The 21,326-nt window shown below is 39.1% G+C and carries 16 protein-coding genes; 1 reads left to right on the top strand and 15 read right to left on the bottom strand.

Annotated features, from left to right (window positions below; all coding sequences use genetic code 11):
- Nucleotides 1-26: 26 nt before the first annotated feature.
- Both H1R81_RS00200 and H1R81_RS00195 read right to left on the bottom strand, forming a co-directional pair.
- A complete protein-coding gene (locus tag H1R81_RS00200; RefSeq protein ID WP_181838651.1) occupies nt 27-1,679 on the bottom strand; it encodes a S41 family peptidase in 1,653 nt (550 codons plus the stop codon).
- A 121-nt stretch (nt 1,680-1,800) separates the two neighbouring features.
- Entirely contained in the window at nt 1,801-2,316 is a 516-nt protein-coding gene (locus H1R81_RS00195) for a phosphoglycerate mutase family protein (protein ID WP_181838650.1), read from the bottom strand.
- Nucleotides 2,317-2,542: 226 nt separating this feature from the next.
- On the opposite strand from H1R81_RS00195, the gene gyrB reads away from it, so the two are divergent.
- The gene (gene gyrB, locus H1R81_RS00190; RefSeq protein ID WP_181838649.1) at nt 2,543-4,516 is read left to right on the top strand and encodes a DNA topoisomerase (ATP-hydrolyzing) subunit B; all 1,974 of its coding nucleotides are present in this window, start codon (nt 2,543-2,545) and stop codon (nt 4,514-4,516) included.
- Nucleotides 4,517-4,595: 79 nt separating this feature from the next.
- Here gyrB and galK read toward each other — a convergent pair whose 3' ends face one another.
- The 13 genes from galK to H1R81_RS00125 all read right to left on the bottom strand — a co-directional run bounded on the left by galK (nt 4,596) and on the right by H1R81_RS00125 (nt 21,267).
- The gene (gene galK, locus H1R81_RS00185; RefSeq protein WP_181838648.1) at nt 4,596-5,756 is read right to left on the bottom strand and encodes a galactokinase; all 1,161 of its coding nucleotides are present in this window, start codon (nt 5,754-5,756) and stop codon (nt 4,596-4,598) included.
- A gap of 3 nt (nt 5,757-5,759) precedes the next feature.
- The gene (gene ppk1, locus H1R81_RS00180; RefSeq protein ID WP_181838647.1) at nt 5,760-8,075 is read right to left on the bottom strand and encodes a polyphosphate kinase 1; all 2,316 of its coding nucleotides are present in this window, start codon (nt 8,073-8,075) and stop codon (nt 5,760-5,762) included.
- 91 nt (nt 8,076-8,166) lie between these two features.
- Nucleotides 8,167-8,577, bottom strand: coding sequence for a LytTR family DNA-binding domain-containing protein (locus H1R81_RS00175; protein ID WP_181838646.1), 411 nt, complete (start codon nt 8,575-8,577; stop codon nt 8,167-8,169).
- 182 nt (nt 8,578-8,759) lie between these two features.
- Nucleotides 8,760-9,476, bottom strand: a complete 717-nt coding sequence (locus tag H1R81_RS00170; RefSeq protein WP_181838645.1) for a hypothetical protein — start codon at nt 9,474-9,476, stop codon at nt 8,760-8,762.
- Nucleotides 9,473-9,964 carry a hypothetical protein gene (locus tag H1R81_RS00165; protein WP_181838644.1) on the bottom strand — a complete coding sequence of 164 codons (492 nt, stop codon included), beginning with the start codon at nt 9,962-9,964 and terminating at the stop codon, nt 9,473-9,475. The genes H1R81_RS00170 and H1R81_RS00165 overlap by 4 nt, the downstream gene beginning before the upstream one ends.
- Nucleotides 9,965-10,084: 120 nt before the next feature.
- A complete protein-coding gene (locus tag H1R81_RS00160) occupies nt 10,085-10,720 on the bottom strand; it encodes a response regulator transcription factor (RefSeq protein ID WP_181838643.1) in 636 nt (211 codons plus the stop codon).
- A 119-nt stretch (nt 10,721-10,839) separates the two neighbouring features.
- Nucleotides 10,840-11,913, bottom strand: a complete 1,074-nt coding sequence (locus tag H1R81_RS00155; RefSeq protein ID WP_181838642.1) for a sensor histidine kinase — start codon at nt 11,911-11,913, stop codon at nt 10,840-10,842.
- 137 nt (nt 11,914-12,050) lie between these two features.
- Nucleotides 12,051-13,643, bottom strand: a complete 1,593-nt coding sequence (gene odhB / locus H1R81_RS00150) for a 2-oxoglutarate dehydrogenase complex dihydrolipoyllysine-residue succinyltransferase (protein WP_181838641.1) — start codon at nt 13,641-13,643, stop codon at nt 12,051-12,053.
- 59 nt (nt 13,644-13,702) lie between these two features.
- Nucleotides 13,703-16,513: a 2-oxoglutarate dehydrogenase E1 component gene (locus H1R81_RS00145; RefSeq protein ID WP_181838640.1), complete on the bottom strand. Its 2,811-nt coding sequence runs from the start codon at nt 16,511-16,513 to the stop codon at nt 13,703-13,705.
- 840 nt (nt 16,514-17,353) lie between these two features.
- Nucleotides 17,354-18,250: a PorP/SprF family type IX secretion system membrane protein gene (locus tag H1R81_RS00140; protein ID WP_181838639.1), complete on the bottom strand. Its 897-nt coding sequence runs from the start codon at nt 18,248-18,250 to the stop codon at nt 17,354-17,356.
- A 48-nt stretch (nt 18,251-18,298) separates the two neighbouring features.
- Nucleotides 18,299-19,219, bottom strand: a complete 921-nt coding sequence (gene rbsK / locus H1R81_RS00135; protein ID WP_181838638.1) for a ribokinase — start codon at nt 19,217-19,219, stop codon at nt 18,299-18,301.
- A gap of 32 nt (nt 19,220-19,251) precedes the next feature.
- A complete protein-coding gene (locus H1R81_RS00130; RefSeq protein WP_181838637.1) occupies nt 19,252-20,247 on the bottom strand; it encodes a GRP family sugar transporter in 996 nt (331 codons plus the stop codon).
- A gap of 36 nt (nt 20,248-20,283) precedes the next feature.
- On the bottom strand, nt 20,284-21,267 hold the full coding sequence (locus H1R81_RS00125; protein ID WP_181838636.1) for a nucleoside hydrolase: 984 nt from the start codon (nt 21,265-21,267) through the stop codon (nt 20,284-20,286).
- Between the last annotated feature and the right edge of the window lie 59 nt (nt 21,268-21,326).

The raw sequence follows: 21,326 nt of genomic DNA, 5'->3' as shown, positions 1-21,326 counted from the left end.
GCGTGGCACGCTGGCTATTAAACATTTTACTTTCCGCCTTTCAGAATAGACTGATACTTAGGCATATCCTTAAATAACTTCAAGGCTTCCTGCACTTCTTTATCATGCTCGAATGAAACAAATTTCATGGCTTTCTGATAATAGTAACGGCTAAGAATTTCTGCCTCTAATTGCTCTTTAATATCTGCTTTGTTTTTTACCAGATCCTGTTGTTTGCTTTGGTTGATTTTGTCTCTCAGAGACTTGAGATTCTCCTGAACAGCATCAAAGCTATTTTCTTTTTTTGCTGAAGCTTCGAGGTTATCAAGGCTTTTCTCCATAGAGGTTGAATAAGTAAAGTTTCTGGTTTTCAACCAGTTGGCAAAATCCTGATAGGCAGCATCGGTCAAAGAAAACTTTTCTTGTGGTTTTTCGTTGGCATGTTCAAAATAATACTTGGTGGCGTAGTCGAAAATCACATTTTTTGCCAGCAGATTTGCGGTAACTGATGCCATAACAGGCACTTCGGTTTTAATATCAGGGTCAATACCGCCACCATCATATACTGTACGTCCATTTTTAGTTTTAAAGGCAGTTTTCAGCGAGTCTGGCACTTTGCCTACACTGCCATCAGCATTTCTATGGCTATAATCCAAAGCCTGAATACAGCGTCCGCTTGGAATATAATATTTAGCTGTGGTGATCTTCATTTTGGTATTATAGGTCAGATCACGGGTGGTTTGTACCAGTCCTTTACCAAACGACCGCTGGCCGATGATTACGGCACGGTCATAGTCCTGCAAAGTACCACTTACAATCTCTGCTGCTGAGGCACTCATGCTGTTTACTAAAACCACAATCGGAATTTCGGTATCCATCGGGTTTTCCAATGAAGTAAATTTCTTATTCCAGTCGGCAACTTTCCCTCTGGTTTCAACAATCAGCTGGTCTTTTGGCAGAAATACATTACAGATTTCAACCGACATATTCAGTAAGCCACCAGGGTTTCCTCTCAGGTCAAAAATCAATTTTTTCATTCCAGAGGCTTTCAACTCGCTGAATGCCGATTTCACTTCTTTGGCAGCGGTAGCTGTAAAGTCATTGAGTTGAATATAGCCTACTTCATCGTTAATCATACCAGAGTGAGGCACATTCAGGGTTTTGACAATATCACGGCCAACGGTTAGTTCCATCGGTGAATTTTGTCCATAGCGTTTAATCTGCATTTTCACTGTTGTTCCCGTTTGTCCTTTCAACAAACGGCTCATATCTATTCCTTTACGGGCTACTACATCAACACCATCTATTTTTAATATTTCATCACCGATTTTCATTCCGGCTTTATCGGCTGGTGAGCCTTCATAAATCATCACAACCAAATGCTTGTTGTTCTGGTGCGATACGGTTGCTCCAATACCGTTGTATTTACCTGTAGCCATTGTCATGTAATCTTCAATGTCATCTTCAGGGTAGAAATTCGTATAAGGATCCAGCTGTTTCAGCATCGACTCAATACTCTGCCTCATGGCTTTGTTGGGGTTGATTTCGTCTACATAATAAGCGTTAAGTTCCTTGAACATCGTAGCAAAAATATCAAGGTTCTTGGCTATCTCGAAATAGCGGTCATCGTATTTAAACGCCACAAACGGAATAGTGAGGACAATGAGAATAACGATGGAAAATTGACGGATACGTTTCATTTCTTTTCTATTTAATATAAAATTTAATCACATTGAGAGTGTATAAGACCTTAGAAAACGAACTATTACAAATTAACGCAAAAACTTGTCCAAAAGGTATCTGATTGTGATAAAAGGTAAATCATGGCGTTGGTTTTCCATAAGTTTTTGCCTCAAAACTGACTTTCTTCTTTGGTAAAGTTTGTCTTTTTACAATGTACAGATTATCAAAATCGCTTTCCTGTAAATCTTTGGTAAGGGTATCTTTTTCATATAATCCATTTACAATATGTCGTACAGTATTGCTATGCCCAACAACGAGTATGTTTTTGCCTTCTATTTTCTTAAGATCTTCAATAAAAGGTTTCTGGTTTCTTGGGTCATAGTTCTGAACATTTAACTGCATGGCATCTGCCAAGGGTTTACCAGTGTGGGTTGTTCTTACATATTTAGTAGTGTAAACAGCTGTGACTTTCTTATCTGCCAATAGTTTTTTCAGTGTTTCAGCTCTCTCCATTCCAGCTGCACTTAATTCAGGGTCGGCAGAGGTAGTATCCACTTTTTCGCCATGACGTACAATATAGTAAGTAGAAGAAACAGAGCGGCTGCACGCACATAAACACAAGCCAGAAAGTAATAGATAAAGGTAGTTTTTCATAAAATAATTCAAGGATTGGACAGGTGAAAAAACAGGTTGTTTTTAAGATAAAAAAAAGCGTTAAAATATATGTATTATGCTAATAATCATTAGGTTGTAAATTTCGATTTGTAGAGAAAAAATCGTAACTTTACAACTAAATTATGTTAATTATTGATGAATATCAAAAATCCTTATAAAGATGCATTTAATTCATTGATAATCAAGTGTTTACAAAAAACAAATTATGACAGAAAATCAAGAAATCAAAGAGCCACAAAACTCAAAAGCGAATTACGGAGCGGATAACATTCAGGTACTCGAAGGATTAGAGGCAGTACGCAAACGCCCAGCCATGTACATAGGTGATATTGGAGTGAAAGGTCTTCACCATTTAATCTGGGAGGTTGTAGATAATTCGATAGATGAAGCACTTGCAGGACATTGTGATACGATTCAGGTAACTATTAATGAAGATAATTCAGTAACAGTAAAAGATAACGGTCGTGGGATTCCGACCGGAATTAACACAAAGGAGCAAAAGTCGGCCTTGGAGATAGTAATGACCGTACTACACGCTGGTGGTAAATTTGATAAAGATACCTATAAAGTTTCCGGGGGGTTGCACGGTGTGGGGGTATCCTGCGTTAATGCGCTTTCTACCCGCCTTCATGTAGAGGTACACCGTGAAGGTAAAATTTTTGAGCAAGAATATACTATTGGTAAGCCTTTATATTCGGTTCGTGAAGTTGGAGTTGCTGAAGATACTGGTACAATTGTTACTTTTAAACCAGATAGCAGTATTTTTACGACTACCGAATACAAATACGAAACGGTTGCTAACCGTCTACGTGAATTATCTTTCCTGAATAAAGGAATTTCAATTATTCTGACTGATTTGAGAGAAAAAGACGAAAATGGAAATTATAAGAGCGATACTTTCTTTTCAGAAGGTGGCCTTTCGGAGTTTGTTTCTTATATTGATTCTGGTCGTGAAAGATTAATTCCAGAGCCCATGTTTATGGAAGGTAACAAAGATGGGATTCCGGTTGATGTGGCTATGCTTTATAATACCAGTTATAGTGAAAACGTTTCGTCTTTTGTTAATAATATTAATACTCATGAGGGTGGTACACACGTATCGGGGTTTCGTATGGCTCTGACACGTACCTTGAAAAGTTATGCAGAAAAGACAGGTATATTAGCGAAAGAAAAAATAGAGATCAGTGGTGATGATTTCAGAGAAGGTCTTACGGCTGTAATTTCGGTAAAAGTAGCTGAACCCCAGTTTGAAGGACAAACAAAAACCAAATTAGGTAATAGTGAAGTTACTTCGGCTGTAAGTTCTTGTGTAGCTGAAATGCTTGAAAATTATCTGGAGGAACATCCGAAAGAAGCCCGCATTATTGTAGATAAGGTTGTTTTAGCTGCCAAAGCACGTATTGCGGCACGTAAAGCCCGTGAAATGGTGCAACGTAAAAACGTATTAATTGGCACAGGCTTACCTGGTAAACTGGCCGATTGCTCAGAGTCGGACCCGTCGGTTTGTGAAGTGTATCTGGTTGAGGGTGATAGTGCCGGTGGTAGTGCCAAGCAAGGAAGAAACCGTGCGTTTCAGGCAATTCTACCATTAAGAGGCAAGATTCTGAATGTAGAAAAAGCACAGGAATATCGAATTTATGAAAACGAAGAGATAAAAAATATCTTTACAGCTCTGGGTGTACAGATTGGAAAAGATGGTGATGAGAGAGCTTTGAATACCGATAAGTTGCGCTATCATAAAATTATTATTATGACCGATGCCGATATTGATGGTAGCCATATCAGGACTCTGATTCTGACTTTCTTCTACCGATACATGAAAGAACTGATTGAAAACGGTTATATCTATATTGCACAACCTCCATTATACCTGGTAAAGAAAGGGAAAGAAGAAGTGTATTGCTGGTCTGAAGAGCAGCGTGAGCGTGAAGTAAAACGTTTAGCAGGTGGTGGGCGTGAAGATAGCGTTGGAATACAGCGTTATAAAGGTTTAGGAGAGATGAACCCGGAGCAGTTATGGGAAACCACCATGCGCCCTGACAAACGCACGCTGAAGCAGGTTTCTATAGATTCGGCAGCAGAAGCAGATCATTTATTCTCGATGCTGATGGGTGATGAAGTAGCCCCACGACGTGATTTCATAGAAAGAAATGCAAAGTATGCAAGGGTTGATATTTAAAAATATGATGATTGAGTGATTTAGCGATCAGACGACAAACTACCTGATTCAGAATCACTCAATCACTCAATAAATTTAATCATTCAGTTATTTCCTCTACCCCATTGGTAATAGCTACTTTATAAGACTCTAATTTCTGGTTGAATTTAGTTTCATAAGCCTTGCCTATTTCTGCCAGGAAATCATGTACTGATTCTTTTTTTACAAGATTGATTGTACAACCACCAAAACCTCCGCCCATCATTCTTGCACCTGCTACGGCTTCGTTATTGATGGTTTGCTCTACTAAAAAATCTAATTCAGGGCAACTTACTTCGTATAAATCACTCAACCCTTCATGGGTTTCATACATCTTTTGTCCGAATGCTATAAAATCATCATCTAATAAGTCTTTACAGGCTAATTCTACCCGATTTATTTCTTCTACTACATATCGGCAACGGTTAAATACTACCTGTGGGAGTTTATCAGACTGGGCACGTAGCATAGGAATTGTTGCATCTCTCAGACTGTTTACCTGAGGAAAAGCCTCTTGCAAAATACTGATCCCTTCTTCACATTCAGCTCTGCGCTTGTTGTATTCTGAATCACCGAGATTATGCTTTACACCTGAATTGCATAAAACAATAGTGTATTCAGTCGTATTAAACGGAAAATATTCATAACTCAAATCACGGCAGTCTAATTTAATAACAGATTTGGTTTTGCCATGAATAGAAGCAAACATATCCATAATACCACATTTCACCCCTGCAAAGTTATGCTCAGCCTGTTGAGCTGTTAATGCCAGATTGATGCCTGAAAGCTCAAAGCCATATAATTGATTAAGGGTAAAACCAATTCCACTTTCAACTGCTGCCGATGAAGACAGCCCAGCCCCTAAAGGTACATCACCACCAAAAACCGCATTAAACCCGTTGGTTAGTTTATCACTATTTCTGGTCATTTCAGCTACCATACCGATCAAAAAATTAGCCCAGCCTTTATCTGATCTGGTAAGGTTGTCTAATGAAAACTCATAGGAATCATCTAAATCGAATGCAAAAAGCTTAATGGCTTTGTCGTTTCTCTTAGAAACGGCAAAATAGATGGCTTTATCGATTGCTGCCGGAAGCACAAAACCATCATTGTAGTCGGTATGTTCGCCTATCAGATTGATGCGTCCCGGGGCGCGTACAATAATATCCGGATTCTGATTAAAGATTTCTGAGAACTTCTGTTTGATATTTTCTGGATACATCTACTATTTTTTTTCTTCTTCTATTGGTGTTTCTTCTATTGAGCCAGATTCCTGTTGTATTTCTATTTTTTCTTCCGGAAATAGATTTATGTCTTCCATTTCATTTTCTTCAATCTCATAAAACATTTTATGAATATCAATAGGCTGGTTGTCCTGGCTTAATGAACAAATTATTTTTGAGTATGACCCATCTTCCTGCAACTCATAAGCGTTTACATTGTCTCGAAGATTATAGTCCAAAATATGAATAGCATGTTTCTTTACTTCATCATCTACCAATTCAAACAATGATTCAATGCGTTTATCAAAACTGCGTACCATAATATCAGCACTACCCCCGTAAAGTTTAGGCTCGTTGTTATTATGAAAATAGAAAATGCGGGCGTGTTCAAGAAATAGCCCTACGATAGAGCGGACCGTAATATTTTCGCTCAGATTCTGACGTCCTGGCCGCAAGCAACAGATACCTCTCACGATCAGCTTGATTTTTACGCCAGCCTGCGAAGCCTTATATAGCTCATCAATAATATAGCGGTCTTCAAGAGAGTTCAACTTAATACATATACCACTTGGCAGTCCATTCTTCGCATTTTCAGACTCATTTCTGATTAACTCAATCAGACGTTTTCTCATATCTCGTGGGGAGGTAATGAGATACTGATAATTTGCAGGTTGAGAGTGCCCTGTAATAACATTGAAAAACTCTGAAATATCTTTGGTATAAGTCGGGTTGGTAGTTAATAAACCAATATCTGTATATAGCCTTGCGGTGTCTTCATTATAATTTCCACTGGCCAGATGAGCATACTGTATTACCCTATTTCCTTCTTTGCGTACTATCAGCATTAGTTTGGTATGGGTTTTATACCAGCCAATACCATAGATTACGAAACAACCTGCACGCTGCAATCTTTCGGCTTCTCTGATATTATTTTCTTCGTCGAAACGGGCTTTGATTTCGAATAAAACGGAAACGTGTTTGCCGTTTTCTGCGGCCTTTAATAATGCCTGGGTTACACGAGACCTTTTGGCTAAACGATAAATAGTAAGTTTAATAGCTAATACATCCGGGTCTTCTGCGGCCTTTTCAAGTAATTGCAAAACAGGCTCAAAATTGTTATATGGGTGGTGTAATAACAGGTCTTTCTCACGGATTACTTCAAAAATATCTATATTTTTCTCTTTCAGTCTTAATGGTGGGACGGGCGGATGAACAGGCTCTAATTCTTCCTGAAAATCGGGGTGACGGATAATCTGCCACAAGCAGGTATAATCAATCAGGCACTCATCAACAAAAATATTGTATTTATCAATCTCCCACCGTTTTTGCAGAATAGTGACCATCCATTCATTGGCATTGGGTTCTATTTCTACATACACTACCCTTCCCAAGCGACGGCTCTTGATTTTCTGCTTTATTTCATCAACAAAGTCCGATTCGATATCATCAGATTCTTCTAAAGTGAAATCACCATTTCTTACAATTCTGAAAAGGTTAATTGCCTGAATCTCAACATTCCGATAGAGCTTTTTCATTTCATGGCGCACAATCTCTTCTATAGGCAAGAATAAGATTTCATCTCCTCTTTCAATGGTAAAAAACCTTGGCAGGTTGCCTGGTATCTGAACAAAAGACATTTTTTTGGTTTCGCTATCTTCTGAAAAAAGCGTTGAGCGGCTTGAATCAGTAACCACACCAAAAATAAGCGTTTTGGGAATTAATACAGGAAACGCATGGGTGTGATCATAGAGCATCGGTGTAAGCATTGGATAGATTGTATAATCAAAATAATCTATCGCTTCGCCTAATTCGCTCTGGCTTAGGTCTCCAATCTTAATAACCTGAAATTTATAATCTTTAAACTGTGGTTTCAACTCCTCGTTAAAAACTCTATCCTGCTCCTGACAGAATTGTCTGACTGCAGATAACAATGCCTTTCGAAAGGGGATTTCGCGCAAGCCCGAATAATCGATGCGCTCTTTATCATAATCGAGATAATTGTATAAGCTCCCTAAACGTACGGTGAAGAACTCATCGAGGTTTGAAGAAGTAATAGCCAGAAACTTTAAACGCTCAAAAATATTCAGGTTTTTCTCACGTGCCTGATCTAATACACGCTCGTTGAATTTAAGCCAGCTTAAATCTCGGCTGATATAATTTGATTGCCCGATGCTATCGGCATAACGGCTTATTTTTGATTCGGGCATTGGCGTGTTTTTTTCTTCATTTTTAGAGGAACCTACCAACCCATTTAAAAATGAAAAAAGGCTACCTTTCGAGCCTTTTTCATTAGATATATCTTTCTTATTTTCATCCATTGCTCGATAACAAATTGTGTTTTGCGAAGTACGGCAATTATGGCTGAAAATTCAAGTATTTAACAATAATTTAATAGATTAGTGCAATTTTTCAGGTTTCTGATCTACTATTTAGACAGCATCTATCGTTTATTTTTTTATATAGAATTTCCTTCACCCCGCTTGCTTTTCGTCTTGAAATTGTAAGACGTTCACCATTAATCAGACGTGCTTCTTTATATGCTTTTTTCCATCTTAAATCTTGCAGGTAATTAACATTGAGAATATAAGATTTGTTAATTCTAATAAAATCGGAATGTTCTTTAAGTGCCGCATCAAAAAACTTCAAATGGAATGCAGTGATGAATTTACTGTGGCGCGTGTGAAAGATGGTATAATTAATATCAGCTTCCAGATAGATAATATCCTGCGGCTGAATAGCTTTACGATTACCATTTACCAGAATGAATAAATTCTGTGTTACCTGATTTGTTCTTGATAGATACGGGTTAAACTGTTTCATAAAATAATGGTTTTTATGAAACAAAATTCAGTATATACGTATAAGCAGAAAATCCCCAATTATGGGGATGAATGGGCTTGTAATTCCTAATAATTAATCAATAGGCAAATAAATGTAAAAACAGGTAGGGCTCAAAAATACTCTGAAACGGATCGTATAAAAATTGAGCAAGAATAAATGCACTATTTACCTTTTATTCTGACAAAGTATATACCAATGGTAAATAAAATAAAGGCAAGAATCATGAAACAGTTCTTTATTATATGTACAATATAAAAAACTGTAGATACTTCTTTAAACATATAATTCGACAAAAAATCTATCAATCCGGCAAATGCTCCTATAGTAATAATTGCCGAAGCAAACCAATAATGTGGAATTTTCCATAATTTCTTAGCTGGAAGTTTGCTGAATATCCAGTAATAAATAATTCCCCCAATAAAAATTTTGAAGGCATTATCAACTGAACTACCAATAGCCTGATAAACCTTATAAGTTTCACCCCAAAAGGAGTTCAGAACCGTAAATAAAATGCCAGTAGCAGAAATGATTAATATGGTATCTTTTAAAGATTTTTTTTCTACTAAAGCATAGGCATAAAGACCCATAAAAATAAAATTCCGGATAAAGTAGACAGGGTCAACAAAGAATGTATCATCTATTTCATATTTGGTTAGAATATGAGCAATCTCTTCGTAGTGTTTTCCTGAATATTCTACGAATACGCTTACGCTCCAATTTAACAAGGCTCCTGTAGCAAAATAAAGAGACAAATAGATATAAGGCTTGCTTCTGAAAGCCTGTATTTTAATCAGAGAAAAAATTAAGGGTAGAAAAGAGACATAGGTCGCAATTTTACCCATTAATACTAATAGTGTTTGAGCATCTATTCGATTCATTTTCCGGGAGGTATGCTTGTTGGCGTAAGGTTATCACCAACTAAAGGAAAAAAGGGACGAATGATTACTATTTCCCCACTTACCTTGTTTTTGATATACAATTCTAATAATAAAAACTCTTCTGTGTCATCTTTACCGATGGTTAATGCAATACCATCAATGAATTTAGGACCAAACTCTGTGAGAAAAGATTTTGTCCGAAGTTTTAATATTAATTCGGATGCAAGACGGCCATAAGTTATCTCACTATTAGAATCATTTTTAATCAATGCCAGTTCAATAGTCACTTGTTGAGGGTAATCTATATGATTTATTACAATATCTATTTCATTACCTTCAGGGATTACTTTTGGAATATCTCCACTTAAATCGAAATAAAACCATCTGACACATTCTTTGTCAAAGTATTTTTTAGTAAAGACTTTTAGATTGTCTTCGGTCATTCCATTACCTTTCACGAACTCTTTTAATCGTTTTGTATTTTCCATTTTTATAAGTGATTAATATGAGTTAAATTACTTTTTCTTGATAATTATAGTTATCATAGGAAGGAAAACCATTGTAGTTATTCCTAAAGATACTTCTTTTGTTAATTTTAATTACATTCGTTAAACCAACCGCATCTCCAGAGCTTTTACAACCGCCTCAGGAGCTGAGTTGACATGTAGTTTTTCGTAAATGTTCTTTATATGGCTGTGTACTGTGCTAAAACTTATGTTGCAGGCGTCAGCAATCATCTTATAACTCATGCCCTTAACCATGCACTGCAATACCTCTTTTTCGCGTGGTGTAAGTGATACATAGGTTTGCTCTTTCATCACAAACTGGCTCTGAAACATGGCTAATACCTTGGCTGCAATGCTTGGGCTTAAATGTGACCCCCCATTATATACGTCGGTAATTGCCTGTACATAATTTTCGGGTTTTGGGGTCTTAATGATATAGCCATTTGCCCCTGCACAAATTGCGGCAAAGACCTTGTCGTCGTTCTCAAAAACTGTCTGAATCAGTACCTTTACTTCGCTATTTACTTTTTTAATGGCTCTCATGGCTTCAATTCCTGAAATACCCGGCATCTGAATATCCATCAGCACTACGTCAGGCTGGTATTTACGCACCAGTTTCACGGCATCTGTTGCGTTTGCATAAGCACCCGAAAGCCACAGCCCATCTGTACCTGCCAGATACAGGGAAAGGCTTTCTCTGAGGTTCTTGTTGTCTTCAAAAAGTAGTATCCTTATCATTATCTCACCAAATTAACCTCTATCTCCGTTAAATAATTTTCTTTATGGCTATTTTTATTATACGGTCAAAATTACGGCAGATTTATTCATCAGGAAATCCCCAATTATGGGGAGGAAAGCTAAACAGTAATTTCAATCAATATTTCTGTACCCTTTTGCAAACCAGAATTGATATATACTCTTAAGTCATCTTCCTGGCTTCGTCGTTTGAAGTTCTTAAGGCCATTTCCTTCAAAAGTTTCATTATTGTTGAACCCCCTGCCATTATCTATAATACTTATTTTTATAATACCCTGATAACCTGCTACCTTGCATGAGGCTTGTGTAGCGAATGAGTGCTTTGAAATATTATTGATGGCTTCTTTGAAAATCAGGTAGACATTCCGTCTTTGCTCCATTGAAAAGGCATCTTTTTTTAACTCAAGCAACGATTCAAACTGAAATGCTATCCCTTTGGCCGATAGGATTTCGACACCAAATGAACGCATCCTTTCAAAGAGTTTTTCAATAGAATCATTCTCGGGATTAATTGCCCAAACAGTATCTCTCATTAATAAAACTGTTTCTTCCGAATTATCGGTAATTTTATCAAGAATGGGCAACAACTCCGGTTTTTCTATCATTACTTTTTTGCGGAGTAACTCTACGAAAATGGCTATTGAGTTAAGGTTAGAGCCTACTTCATCGTGTAAATCAGAAGCAATCTGGTTACGGACGTGCTGTATCTTGAGTTTTTGCCGTAGGTCGTAAATAAAAAACAGATAGAATCCTACCCCGAAAATTAACAAGATATAAATAACTATTGAGGGCCAGAACCACCATCGTTGCCAGAAGGCCTGGTTTTTAATAACGGGCACATCTATGGATGCAATTGTTCTGCTGTGCTTTTCGGCCTTTATCTGCAAAATGTAACTCCCCCCTGATAAGTTCTGATAATGAATGGATGGATAGTTGCTCCAGAACCATTTCTCGTTCAGAGTCGGTATTCTATACAAATATCTTACTGAATCACCACTGACCGGGGTTAGTTCAATTACAAGACTTTCGTCGGTCGCTAAAATGGCAATAGCAGAATCTTTCTTATAGGGGTAAGTTTTCCCATTTATCAAAACCTGTCTGATAGAAAGCTGGGCATAGGAAGATATACTTAGCAACAGCATGATAGATACTGAATACAGATACTTTTTTAGCAAGATAGGGCAATTAGGTTACCCAAATATCAAAAAAAAGGGGGGTATTCCAAACAATTCGGCAGGTTTATTTATCCGGATTAAAAAACAATAGCAGTCATCAGATTATATCGGACGACTGCTATTGTATATCATCATTATTAAATACCCAATAAAATTCTTGAAGGGTCTTCTAATAATTGTTTTACTCTTACGAGGAAGCTCACTGAATCCTTACCGTCAATGATGCGATGGTCATAACTAAGGGCTACATACATAATCGGACGGATTACGATTTCACCATTTACTACCACTGGTCGCTCAACGATATTGTGCATACCTAAGATAGCCGATTGCGGCGCATTGATGATTGGCGTTGAGAGCATTGAGCCGAAGATACCTCCATTGGTGATTGTGAAAGTGCCTCCGGTCATTTCTTCTATTGTCAGTTTATTATCTCTTGCTTTACCTGCCAGACGAACCACTTCTGCTTCTATGCCTGCAAAGCTTAATTTCTCGGCATTTCTGATAACCGGAACTACCAAGCCACGAGGGGCGGAAACGGCAATGGCAATATCGGCGTAGTCGTTATATACTATTTCATCGCCATCTATATACGCATTTACTACCGGGAAGTCTTTTAAAGCAATGGCACAAGCTTTTGTAAAGAACGACATAAAGCCTAAACCAACTCCATGTGTTTCTTTGAATTTATCTTTATACTTGGCTCTCAAATCCATAATTGGCTTCATATCTACCTCATTGAAAGTCGTCAACATTGCTGTTTCCTGTTTCACAGCTACGAGACGTCTGGCAATGGTTTTACGTAGGGAAGTCATTTTTTCTCTACGGGTTATTCTGCCTTCGGTTCCAGCAGTAACAGGGGTGTTTACAGGAGCTTTTGGCTCTGACGCATTTGATGCCTGTGGTTGAGGTGTAGCTGGTGCGGCAGGCGTTGGAGTAGCTTTCAAAGCATCTTCTTTCATAATGCGGCCACCAACACCTGTGCCTTGTACGGTTGCGGGGTCAATGCCTTTTTCGGCCAATACCTTTGCAGCTACCGGAGACGGGTGTCCTGCAGCATAGCTATTTCCTGATGCCGGGGTAGAAGTTTCTTGTGTGGCAGGTTTTTCTGTGTTTGCTGCCGGTGCAGTACTTGCACCACCCAAAGCTATTCTGGCTACCACACCGCCAATCGGCACAACCTGGCCTGCCTGTGCAACAATAGTAATTATTCCAGTTTCTGGTGATGGTAGTTCAAAAGTAGCTTTATCAGATTCCAATTCGCAAATTACCTCATCCATTTTTACACTGTCTCCATCTTTCTTAGACCATGAGGCAATGGTGACTTCTGAGATAGACTCTCCTACTGCCGGAACTACTACTTCAATCGTTTTATTTTCAGCGGATGCGGGAGGAGTAGCGGCCTCGGGAGCTGGTGTTGATTCAGCCTCGGGAGCTTTTGGCTCCGATTCAGAAGCGGGTTCAGGTGTAGGAGTTACAGCCTGTGATTTATCGTTGGTTGTTTCAATTTTACAAATCAAAGCTCCGATAGGTAGAGTTGTGCCTTCAGCAGCTACAATTTTTAAAATACCGTCGGCTTCTGCAGGCAGTTCAAAGGTGGCTTTATCAGACTCTAATTCGCAGATTACTTCGTCCATTTTTACGGTATCACCATCTTTTTTTATCCAGGATGCGATCGTTACCTCGCTTACTGATTCGCCCACCGAAGGGACTTTCATTTCTATTGCCATAACTTGTTTATTGCTAAGTTATTGATATCGATATATTTTATTAATTCTCTGTTGGTTTCTTAATTATCAAAAGCTCTGTCTACAATATCTGCCTGCTCTTTTGCGTGAATTTTGGTGTAACCAGTTGCGGGAGAGGCACTTGATTTACGTGCAATTACGTTTGCTAAACCGATTTGAGGAAATTCCCTCCACACAAACGCACGATACCCCATGTTTTCAGGTTCTTCCTGAACCCATTTCACCTCCGGTTTTTTATATTTGGCCAGATGTGCTTCTATTTGTTTGGCAGGGAATGGGTGTAATTGTTCTACCCGGATAATTGCGATGTCGGTACGCTTGTCTTTTTGTTGCTTGTCTAACAAATCGTAATATACTTTTCCGCTACATAACAATACTCGTTTCACTTTTTTAGGGTCGGCGTAATCATCGCCAATGGTTTCCTGAAAACGTGTTCCTTCTGTAAAATCTTCAAGTTTAGATACTGCTAATGGATGCCTTAACATTGATTTTGGCGACATATGAATACATGGCTTACGGAATGGCAAGGCCAACTGGCGACGCAACATATGGAAGATATTGGCGGGTGTTGTACACACACAAACATACATATTATATTCTGCGGCCAACTGCAAGAAACGCTCCGGACGAGCATTTGAGTGCTCAGGCCCCTGACCTTCATAGCCATGTGGCAATAATAATACCAGTGCATTCATGTTATTCCACTTAGATTCTGACGCAGCAATGAACTGGTCAATCATGATTTGTGCGCCATTCGAGAAGTCGCCGAATTGTGCTTCCCATATTACCAAGGCATTAGGGTTGGCCATTGAATAGCCATACTCAAAGCCCATTACTCCATATTCGGCCAACAGTGAGTTATAAATCTCAAATTTACCCTGGTTTTCGTCAATGTGTGCTAAATTGGTATATAAGTGATTGGTATCAGCGTCGTGCAGAACAGCATGACGGTGAGTAAAAGTACCCCGTTGAACGTCCTGCCCGGTAATACGAACCACTTTGCCTTCATCTAAAACGCCACCATAAGCCAATAACTCTCCCACAGACCAGTTGAAGGGCTTCTCCTGTGCAAAAATGGCACGTCTTTCTTCTAACACCTTTTCAATCTGTTTCAAAGGTCTGAAGCCTTTCGGTACTGTTGAAAGCGCTTTGCCTATCTTCTCAATAGTAGCTACCGGAATGCCTGTTACAGGCGACTGCTCAAAATCTTCAGGGACCGATCGGCGCAGTTTTTCCCATTCTTCCTCCAGTTTCGGTTTCTGATAAGGCAATTGTTTTTGTTTTACTTTTGCCAGTAAATCCTGTAGTTCGCCTTCAAATTCTTTTTTGAGTTCTTCTGAGAATTTCGCATCTGCGTCACCACGTTCCATCAATTCCTGCAAATATATCTCACGCGTATTCGGGTGTGTATCAATCACCTTATACATGGTTGGTTGGGTCATACGTGGCTCGTCTGACTCATTATGCCCATATTTACGGTAACAAATCATGTTCACGAATACATCCCGGTTAAATTCCTGGCGGAATTCGGTTGCTATTTTCATGGCATAAACCACTGCCTCGGGGTCATCACCATTGACGTGGAAGATAGGTGCATCTATAATTTTAGCAATATCAGTACAATAAATAGACGAACGTGCATCTTCAAAATCGGTAGTAAAACCTACCTGATTGTTAATCACAAAATGCAGTGTACCCCCGGTATAATAGCCCGGCAGGTTTGACATTTGTGTTACTTCATATACAATGCCCTGCCCTGCTATAGCGGCATCGCCATGAATAACTATTGGCAGGATTTTGTCATAAATATCGTCCCGGTCGTTAGGTTTTACTGCGGCTTTCTCATAGTGTGCATCGGCTCTGGCACGTGCATATCCTACAACCACCGGATTAACGGCTTCGAGGTGAGATGGGTTTGCCATCAGTTTCAGGCTTACTCTTTTACCTTCGGGAGTTTCTACCTGGCTCGAATACCCCATGTGGTATTTCACATCTCCATCGGTGTAGGCATCTAACTGTACATTTTCTTCAAATTCATTAAAAACCTGCTCGTATGGCTTTTGAAGAATGTTAGTCAGGATATTAAGACGACCACGATGCGCCATACCGATTACCACCTCTTCAACGCCTAATTCAGCACCACGATTAATGGCTATATCTAAAGCCGGAATGGTTGACTCGCCCCCTTCTAATGAAAAGCGTTTTTTGCCTAAAAACTTTGTATGCAGGAAATTCTCAAAATTAACTGCCTCATTTAGTTTCTCAAAAATGCGCAATTTTTGTTCACGCGTAGGATCAAAATACAGATACTCCTGTTCGATTTTCTTTCTTAACCAACTCTTTGCCTGACGGTCTCTGATAAACAAATATTCAAAACCTATTTTGCCTAAATAAACCTTTGTCAATGCCTCTACTATTTTGCGAAGTGTGGCTGCTTCTCCGAAAAGTTCTACGCCTGCCTCAAAAACTGTATCCAGATCTGCATCTGACAAGTTAAAATCGCTCAGCTCAAGCATTGGCTTGCGGTCTTTTCTTGGGCCAATCGGGTTTATTTTTGAAAGTAAGTGTCCGCGTGAGCGATACCCTCTTATTAAATGAACCACTTCCATTTCTTTACGGGTATGTTCGGCACTTGCAGGAATTTTAGCAGATGGGGCAGGTGTTGCTACTACATTATTTACTGCTCCGTTAGATCCGTTTGTATGTCCGTTGTTATAAGTCTGGCTAAACTCAAAACCTCTGAAGAAATTCTGCCAGCTTTCATCAACTGACGTCGGGTCTTGTTTGTATTGTTGGTAAATGGCGTCCAATGCGGCAACGTCTGCATTGGCGATGTACGAGAATTGATCCATTGAAAATTTAAAAATTATTGATGTTCGTTTCGGGAAACGATACTATTTTGTCGTAAAACCTTGATAACCTGCTCTATTTTAAAAAAAATCAACAAGTATTCTGCCTTGGCAAACCCCCATTTGCGAAAACGTTGCAAAGTTACAGTAAGGTATTTAATAAAATAACAATTTTTTCACTAAAATGATTATCAATTGACTGAAAGAAAACAGAAAGTTGGGGTTTAACCGGAAAATCTTTTTCTGTTTATGATTTTTATATGGAATTTGTTCAAACTTTTGATTTTCCTTAGATACTATATGAGAAAAAATCTGTGATTTGCAGTGAAAAGAAATAAATTTAGCTCATTGGGTTAAATACTTTAATATTGCTCTCCTACGAGGCTCTGCTTTTAAAAATTACTGATTTTCTTCCTATATAGTATATCTTCGGGGTATTTTTCAAGTTCTGAGGTATGAACCACCTGCTGTTTGCTTCACCAAAATTCATTTTTCGCCTGAATATTTGATTCCTTATTCAAAAAGGTTCCCACCATATTGGTAACCTTTTCCGGGCTTTTTTTAGTAACTGTACCTGAGCAGACTCTGAAATAAACCGCTGATAACTACAGCCTGTTGATATTTAAATATGGCTACCTCTGTTTAACTTCGTTTTCTCTTTGTTCATAAATTTGCTTAGTCTACTTCAGGAATGGGCGTTCTCTAAATTTCTGTCTTTAAGTCTGGTTTTCAAAGTATTGGGGCAGGTTTCTGGTAAAATCAAACTGCTGTGGAATAAATTCAGACATTGGACATCAGACCCCTGAACAAACAAAAAATCCCTCTGGAAAGAGGGATTCGGATTTAATAATATTTCATACGGCTATTACTGCTATCGTCACGTAAAAATTCGTATCGCAGGTAAAGCTGGAATATCCCTCTCTGTTGAAAAGAAGGTGCCGACGATGAGGTTGGATAAGCCAATGGCTTGAAATCATAGGAGCCGCCAACCCGAAAACTATCTCCTAACTGAAATTCTACCATCGGAACAACTTTATTTACTTTTTGTCCGAACTGGGATTCTGAACGATACAAAATACCAAAACCTGCCTTTTGTTTAAACCAGGCTTTAGCTGTTAAAAAGAAATTAGCCTTTGTATCTTTATTTGATTCTAACAAACCACTCACATTGAACATGATATTTTCCGTTTCACCCAACGAAAAGCCAATCATTGTATAAAGTGGCTTTTTACTATTGAATAATCCTTCACTAATAAACAGAACAGGTTTTGAAACACTCACAAAAAACTGTTCGGTTGAGAACAAACCGCCTAATCCGGCATAGGGGAACATCTGTTTTATGCCCTGGCCTGTTACGATAGTAGGCTGATAGATGAATCCGGCATCTGCACCAAGGGCTACACTAAAAACATCACCGAATTTCTGACGGTAAGCATAAGAAATTTTGGCTCCGGCATTATTGAATCCGGCAATATTACTATTATAGGCCTGCAATCCAAGACCACCTCTACCCTCCTGAATAGGGCCATCCATTGAGAATAACTGATAGATTTGTTGCGGGCGTAATGTGCCATTAAACTGGTTACCAAACATCCCATTCAAGCTGAAAGTCTCACGCGTACCTGTCAGGGCGGGGTTCAGTGCCAGAAAATTAAACTGAAACTGGTCTTCTAAAATTGTTTGTGCCTTAACCACCGTAGCAATGGGTAAGAGTAGTAGTAATAAGTATTTTCTCATCATCAGTATCCTTATAATTTCTATTGAAAGCAACAAAAATAAAACCAATTATTAGAAATAGAAGTTAGATGACGATGAAATTTCGCTTAAAAATGGAGCTGAGGCTTGTGCCCCCATCCGGGTTACTGAAATAGAAGCCGCTTTACAAGCCAGTTCAATGGCCGATTTCCAGTCTGTTTTATGCGCCAATGCTACTGCCAGCGTACCATTAAAAATATCTCCGGCGGCGGTAGTGTCTATTGCTTCTACCGCTGGGGCATCAATAAAAAACGACTGGTATTCGTTCTGAAAATAGGCTCCTCTGGCTCCCAGAGTGATAATTACATTTCTTACGCCTTTGTCTAATAAAACCTGTGCCGCTTTCTTAACTGATTCATCGTCTTTTACGTCTATCCCTGTCAATAAGGTGGCTTCGGTTTCGTTAGGTGTAATCAGATACAGGTTTGAGTAAATTTCTGCCGGAAGCTCCTGTGCCGGGGCAGGATTCAGAATCACTTTACTTTCTGTCTGCAATCCAAGCGCCGCTGCAAAAACCACACTGTCAATCGGAATCTCCAGTTGCATCAACAGCACTTCGGCTTCTTCTATTTCTTTAGCTGCTTTCAGAATATCATTCTGTGATAGCGTATCGTTTGAGCCGGGAGCTACCACTATCTTGTTTTCGCCGGCTTGGTTCACGATAATCAGTGCTGTGCCCGAGGCTTTTTCATGGTCTGTACAGATATATGCTGTATTAATTTTCTCTTTCTGAAATCCTTCAATGGCTTGCTTGCCGAAAATATCGCTACCAACTTTACTAATCAGCAATACATCTCCACCCATACGGGCGGCTGCTACAGCCTGATTTGCCCCTTTGCCACCGGCAAACATGAAAAATGTACCACCTAAGATGGTTTCGCCGGGATTTGGGAAACGACTGGTCTTCACCACCATATCGGTGTTTGAACTACCTATGACTACGATTTTCGACATACTATTTTATAGTTTTGTGGATATAAAGGTATTTATCTTGCCGCTATAATTAACCCAAGCCCTATGATATAGAGCAATAGCATAGCGTTTAAAATCATTGATGTGCCTTTTGGTGCATTTCTGAACTCTTTCCAGATAAAAATTCCCCAGATGGCGGCTACAACCGTTGCACCCTGCCCCAGACCGTACGAAATAGCAGTTCCGGCTTTATCTGAAGCAATAATACTGAATGCCATGCCCACACACCAGATAGCTCCTCCTAAAATTCCGGTCAGATGGTTTTTAAGACTCCCGCTGAAATAACTGCTATAGCCTACAGGTGTACCTACAAACGGACGGAACATCAGGAATGTATTAAACAAGAAATTGCTTAAAAAGATGCCAATAGAGAAAAAGAACACGGCTGTATAAGGGCTTAGTTTCCCTGCTTCAGGCACTAAAAAGTTCGGAAACATGGCTTGTGCTACATATTTATAAAAGTAGCCCATCAGTACTCCTGCCACTACCGACAGAATGAGCCCTTTTGAAGAAATACTTCCGGTATTTGAAGCCATGCGCTTATATGCATAAGCATTTAACAGAATAGCGGCGGCCACTAAACCAACACCTAAAAAAATCATCGATGAATCTCCGATTGGATTATCGAGATAGTTCACAATTACACCAATCACCAGAGCCAAACCAATACCCACCGGAAAAGCCACTGCCATACCTGCAATCGCAATTGCTGCACCTAAGAGAATATTGGCGGCATTAAAAACTATTCCACCTAAAATTGCCGACCCGATATTTGAGGAATCAGCCTGTTTAATATCTGCCATAAAGCTGCGTCCTCCCTCACCTGTACTGCCTAATGTAATAGCAAAAAGCGTAGCTAACAGCACAATACCAATGACATAGTCCCAGTAGAAAAGTTCAAATCTCCACGAAGATGCGGCTAATTTCTGGGTATTAGCCCAAGAACCCCAGCATAGCATAGTAATGATGCAGAAGAAAACTGCAAGCGGATAGGTTTCAATAATAAACATAGTTTTGTAAAGGTTATAGGTATAAGGCGAATAGTATTACTTCTTCTCAGGCTGATGCATCATTAAATCTTCAATAATGGTGGACACCTCTGCTGTTGGCATTTTTTCTGTCAGATAGGTAATTTTCTCTCCCGGAACCAATACATTCGTACCATCATCTTTTATTTCAAAACTCAGGTTTCTTGTTGAGAAATAAGGGTCTATTCCTCTTACTGCTACCAATACAGCTGTTTGATCCCAACTATTACGCCCAATCGTATTTTTATCTTTAGTCAATGCTACCTGAAAGGCATCTTTCACGGGGCTGTTTTGAATATTTTCATTATTAATCAGCCGAATACCTGTTCTTACTTTCTCCCCTATCTCGAAACCACTCAAGATCATTGGGGTATTCCATTCCGTAAAAACCTTTTGAGAGGCCTTGGTATCGATATGCACGTTAAACTCATGTCCTTTATTTTCTTTGTTCAACCCTGCTGCCATAGATACCAGAAGTTTCACTTTCTTCTTTATGAGGTCTTTACCTGAAAGTTTTGAAAATTCATCAGGTTGCGAGGCTAATAAATCGGCTAAATTGGTAAAGAATCCTACTGTGATGATAGTTACCGACAGGTCTGGCTGTTTGGCTAAAATCTTTCTGTATAGCTTGGTTGCTTCCATAGCCTCAGCATTTGACATTACTTTATGCGGATATTTGTCTATGATATACTCTGCCCATTTCTGTGAGCAACTCATATCAGGCTTTTCTCTTTTGGTAATGCCAATGGGGATATTCGGGCGACCGAAGTAATCGTTTAACAAACTGATGGTAGGCACTGTTGTTTCAAATGCGTTGCATGAGATAGTTGCCAGAATTTTTGCTTCTCCGGCATCAGCAAAAGCGTGGAGTAATGCCATTGCGCCTACATCGTCATAGTCGGGGGCAATATCGGTATCGAAAATAACAGAGGCTGGTTGTTTTTTCTGAGCAAAAACAGACAAGCTTAGCACACAAAGTATGATTATAAGAAACTTTGGCATTTGAACAGATGGTTAGTGCATGTTTAAAAATTATTGTTCAACCTACAAAGGCATCTTTT

Source organism: Emticicia sp. BO119, from assembly GCF_013912375.1.
Lineage (GTDB): Bacteria > Bacteroidota > Bacteroidia > Cytophagales > Spirosomataceae > Emticicia.
The sequence above is the reverse complement of the archived record's forward strand: the minus strand, read 5'-3'. Positions and strand labels throughout refer to the sequence as shown.

What these genes read in the sequence shown, in the direction of transcription:
- H1R81_RS00200 (WP_181838651.1), bottom strand. Translation starts at nt 1,679, where the DNA reads ATGAAACGTATCCGTCAATTTTCCATCGTTATTCTCATTGTCCTCACT.
- H1R81_RS00195 (WP_181838650.1), bottom strand. Translation starts at nt 2,316, where the DNA reads ATGAAAAACTACCTTTATCTATTACTTTCTGGCTTGTGTTTATGTGCG.
- gyrB (WP_181838649.1), top strand. Translation starts at nt 2,543, where the DNA reads ATGACAGAAAATCAAGAAATCAAAGAGCCACAAAACTCAAAAGCGAAT.
- galK (WP_181838648.1), bottom strand. Translation starts at nt 5,756, where the DNA reads ATGTATCCAGAAAATATCAAACAGAAGTTCTCAGAAATCTTTAATCAG.
- ppk1 (WP_181838647.1), bottom strand. Translation starts at nt 8,075, where the DNA reads ATGGATGAAAATAAGAAAGATATATCTAATGAAAAAGGCTCGAAAGGT.
- H1R81_RS00175 (WP_181838646.1), bottom strand. Translation starts at nt 8,577, where the DNA reads ATGAAACAGTTTAACCCGTATCTATCAAGAACAAATCAGGTAACACAG.
- H1R81_RS00170 (WP_181838645.1), bottom strand. Translation starts at nt 9,476, where the DNA reads ATGAATCGAATAGATGCTCAAACACTATTAGTATTAATGGGTAAAATT.
- H1R81_RS00165 (WP_181838644.1), bottom strand. Translation starts at nt 9,964, where the DNA reads ATGGAAAATACAAAACGATTAAAAGAGTTCGTGAAAGGTAATGGAATG.
- H1R81_RS00160 (WP_181838643.1), bottom strand. Translation starts at nt 10,720, where the DNA reads ATGATAAGGATACTACTTTTTGAAGACAACAAGAACCTCAGAGAAAGC.
- odhB (WP_181838641.1), bottom strand. Translation starts at nt 13,643, where the DNA reads ATGGCAATAGAAATGAAAGTCCCTTCGGTGGGCGAATCAGTAAGCGAG.
- H1R81_RS00145 (WP_181838640.1), bottom strand. Translation starts at nt 16,513, where the DNA reads ATGGATCAATTCTCGTACATCGCCAATGCAGACGTTGCCGCATTGGAC.
- H1R81_RS00140 (WP_181838639.1), bottom strand. Translation starts at nt 18,250, where the DNA reads ATGATGAGAAAATACTTATTACTACTACTCTTACCCATTGCTACGGTG.
- rbsK (WP_181838638.1), bottom strand. Translation starts at nt 19,219, where the DNA reads ATGTCGAAAATCGTAGTCATAGGTAGTTCAAACACCGATATGGTGGTG.
- H1R81_RS00130 (WP_181838637.1), bottom strand. Translation starts at nt 20,247, where the DNA reads ATGTTTATTATTGAAACCTATCCGCTTGCAGTTTTCTTCTGCATCATT.
- H1R81_RS00125 (WP_181838636.1), bottom strand. Translation starts at nt 21,267, where the DNA reads ATGCCAAAGTTTCTTATAATCATACTTTGTGTGCTAAGCTTGTCTGTT.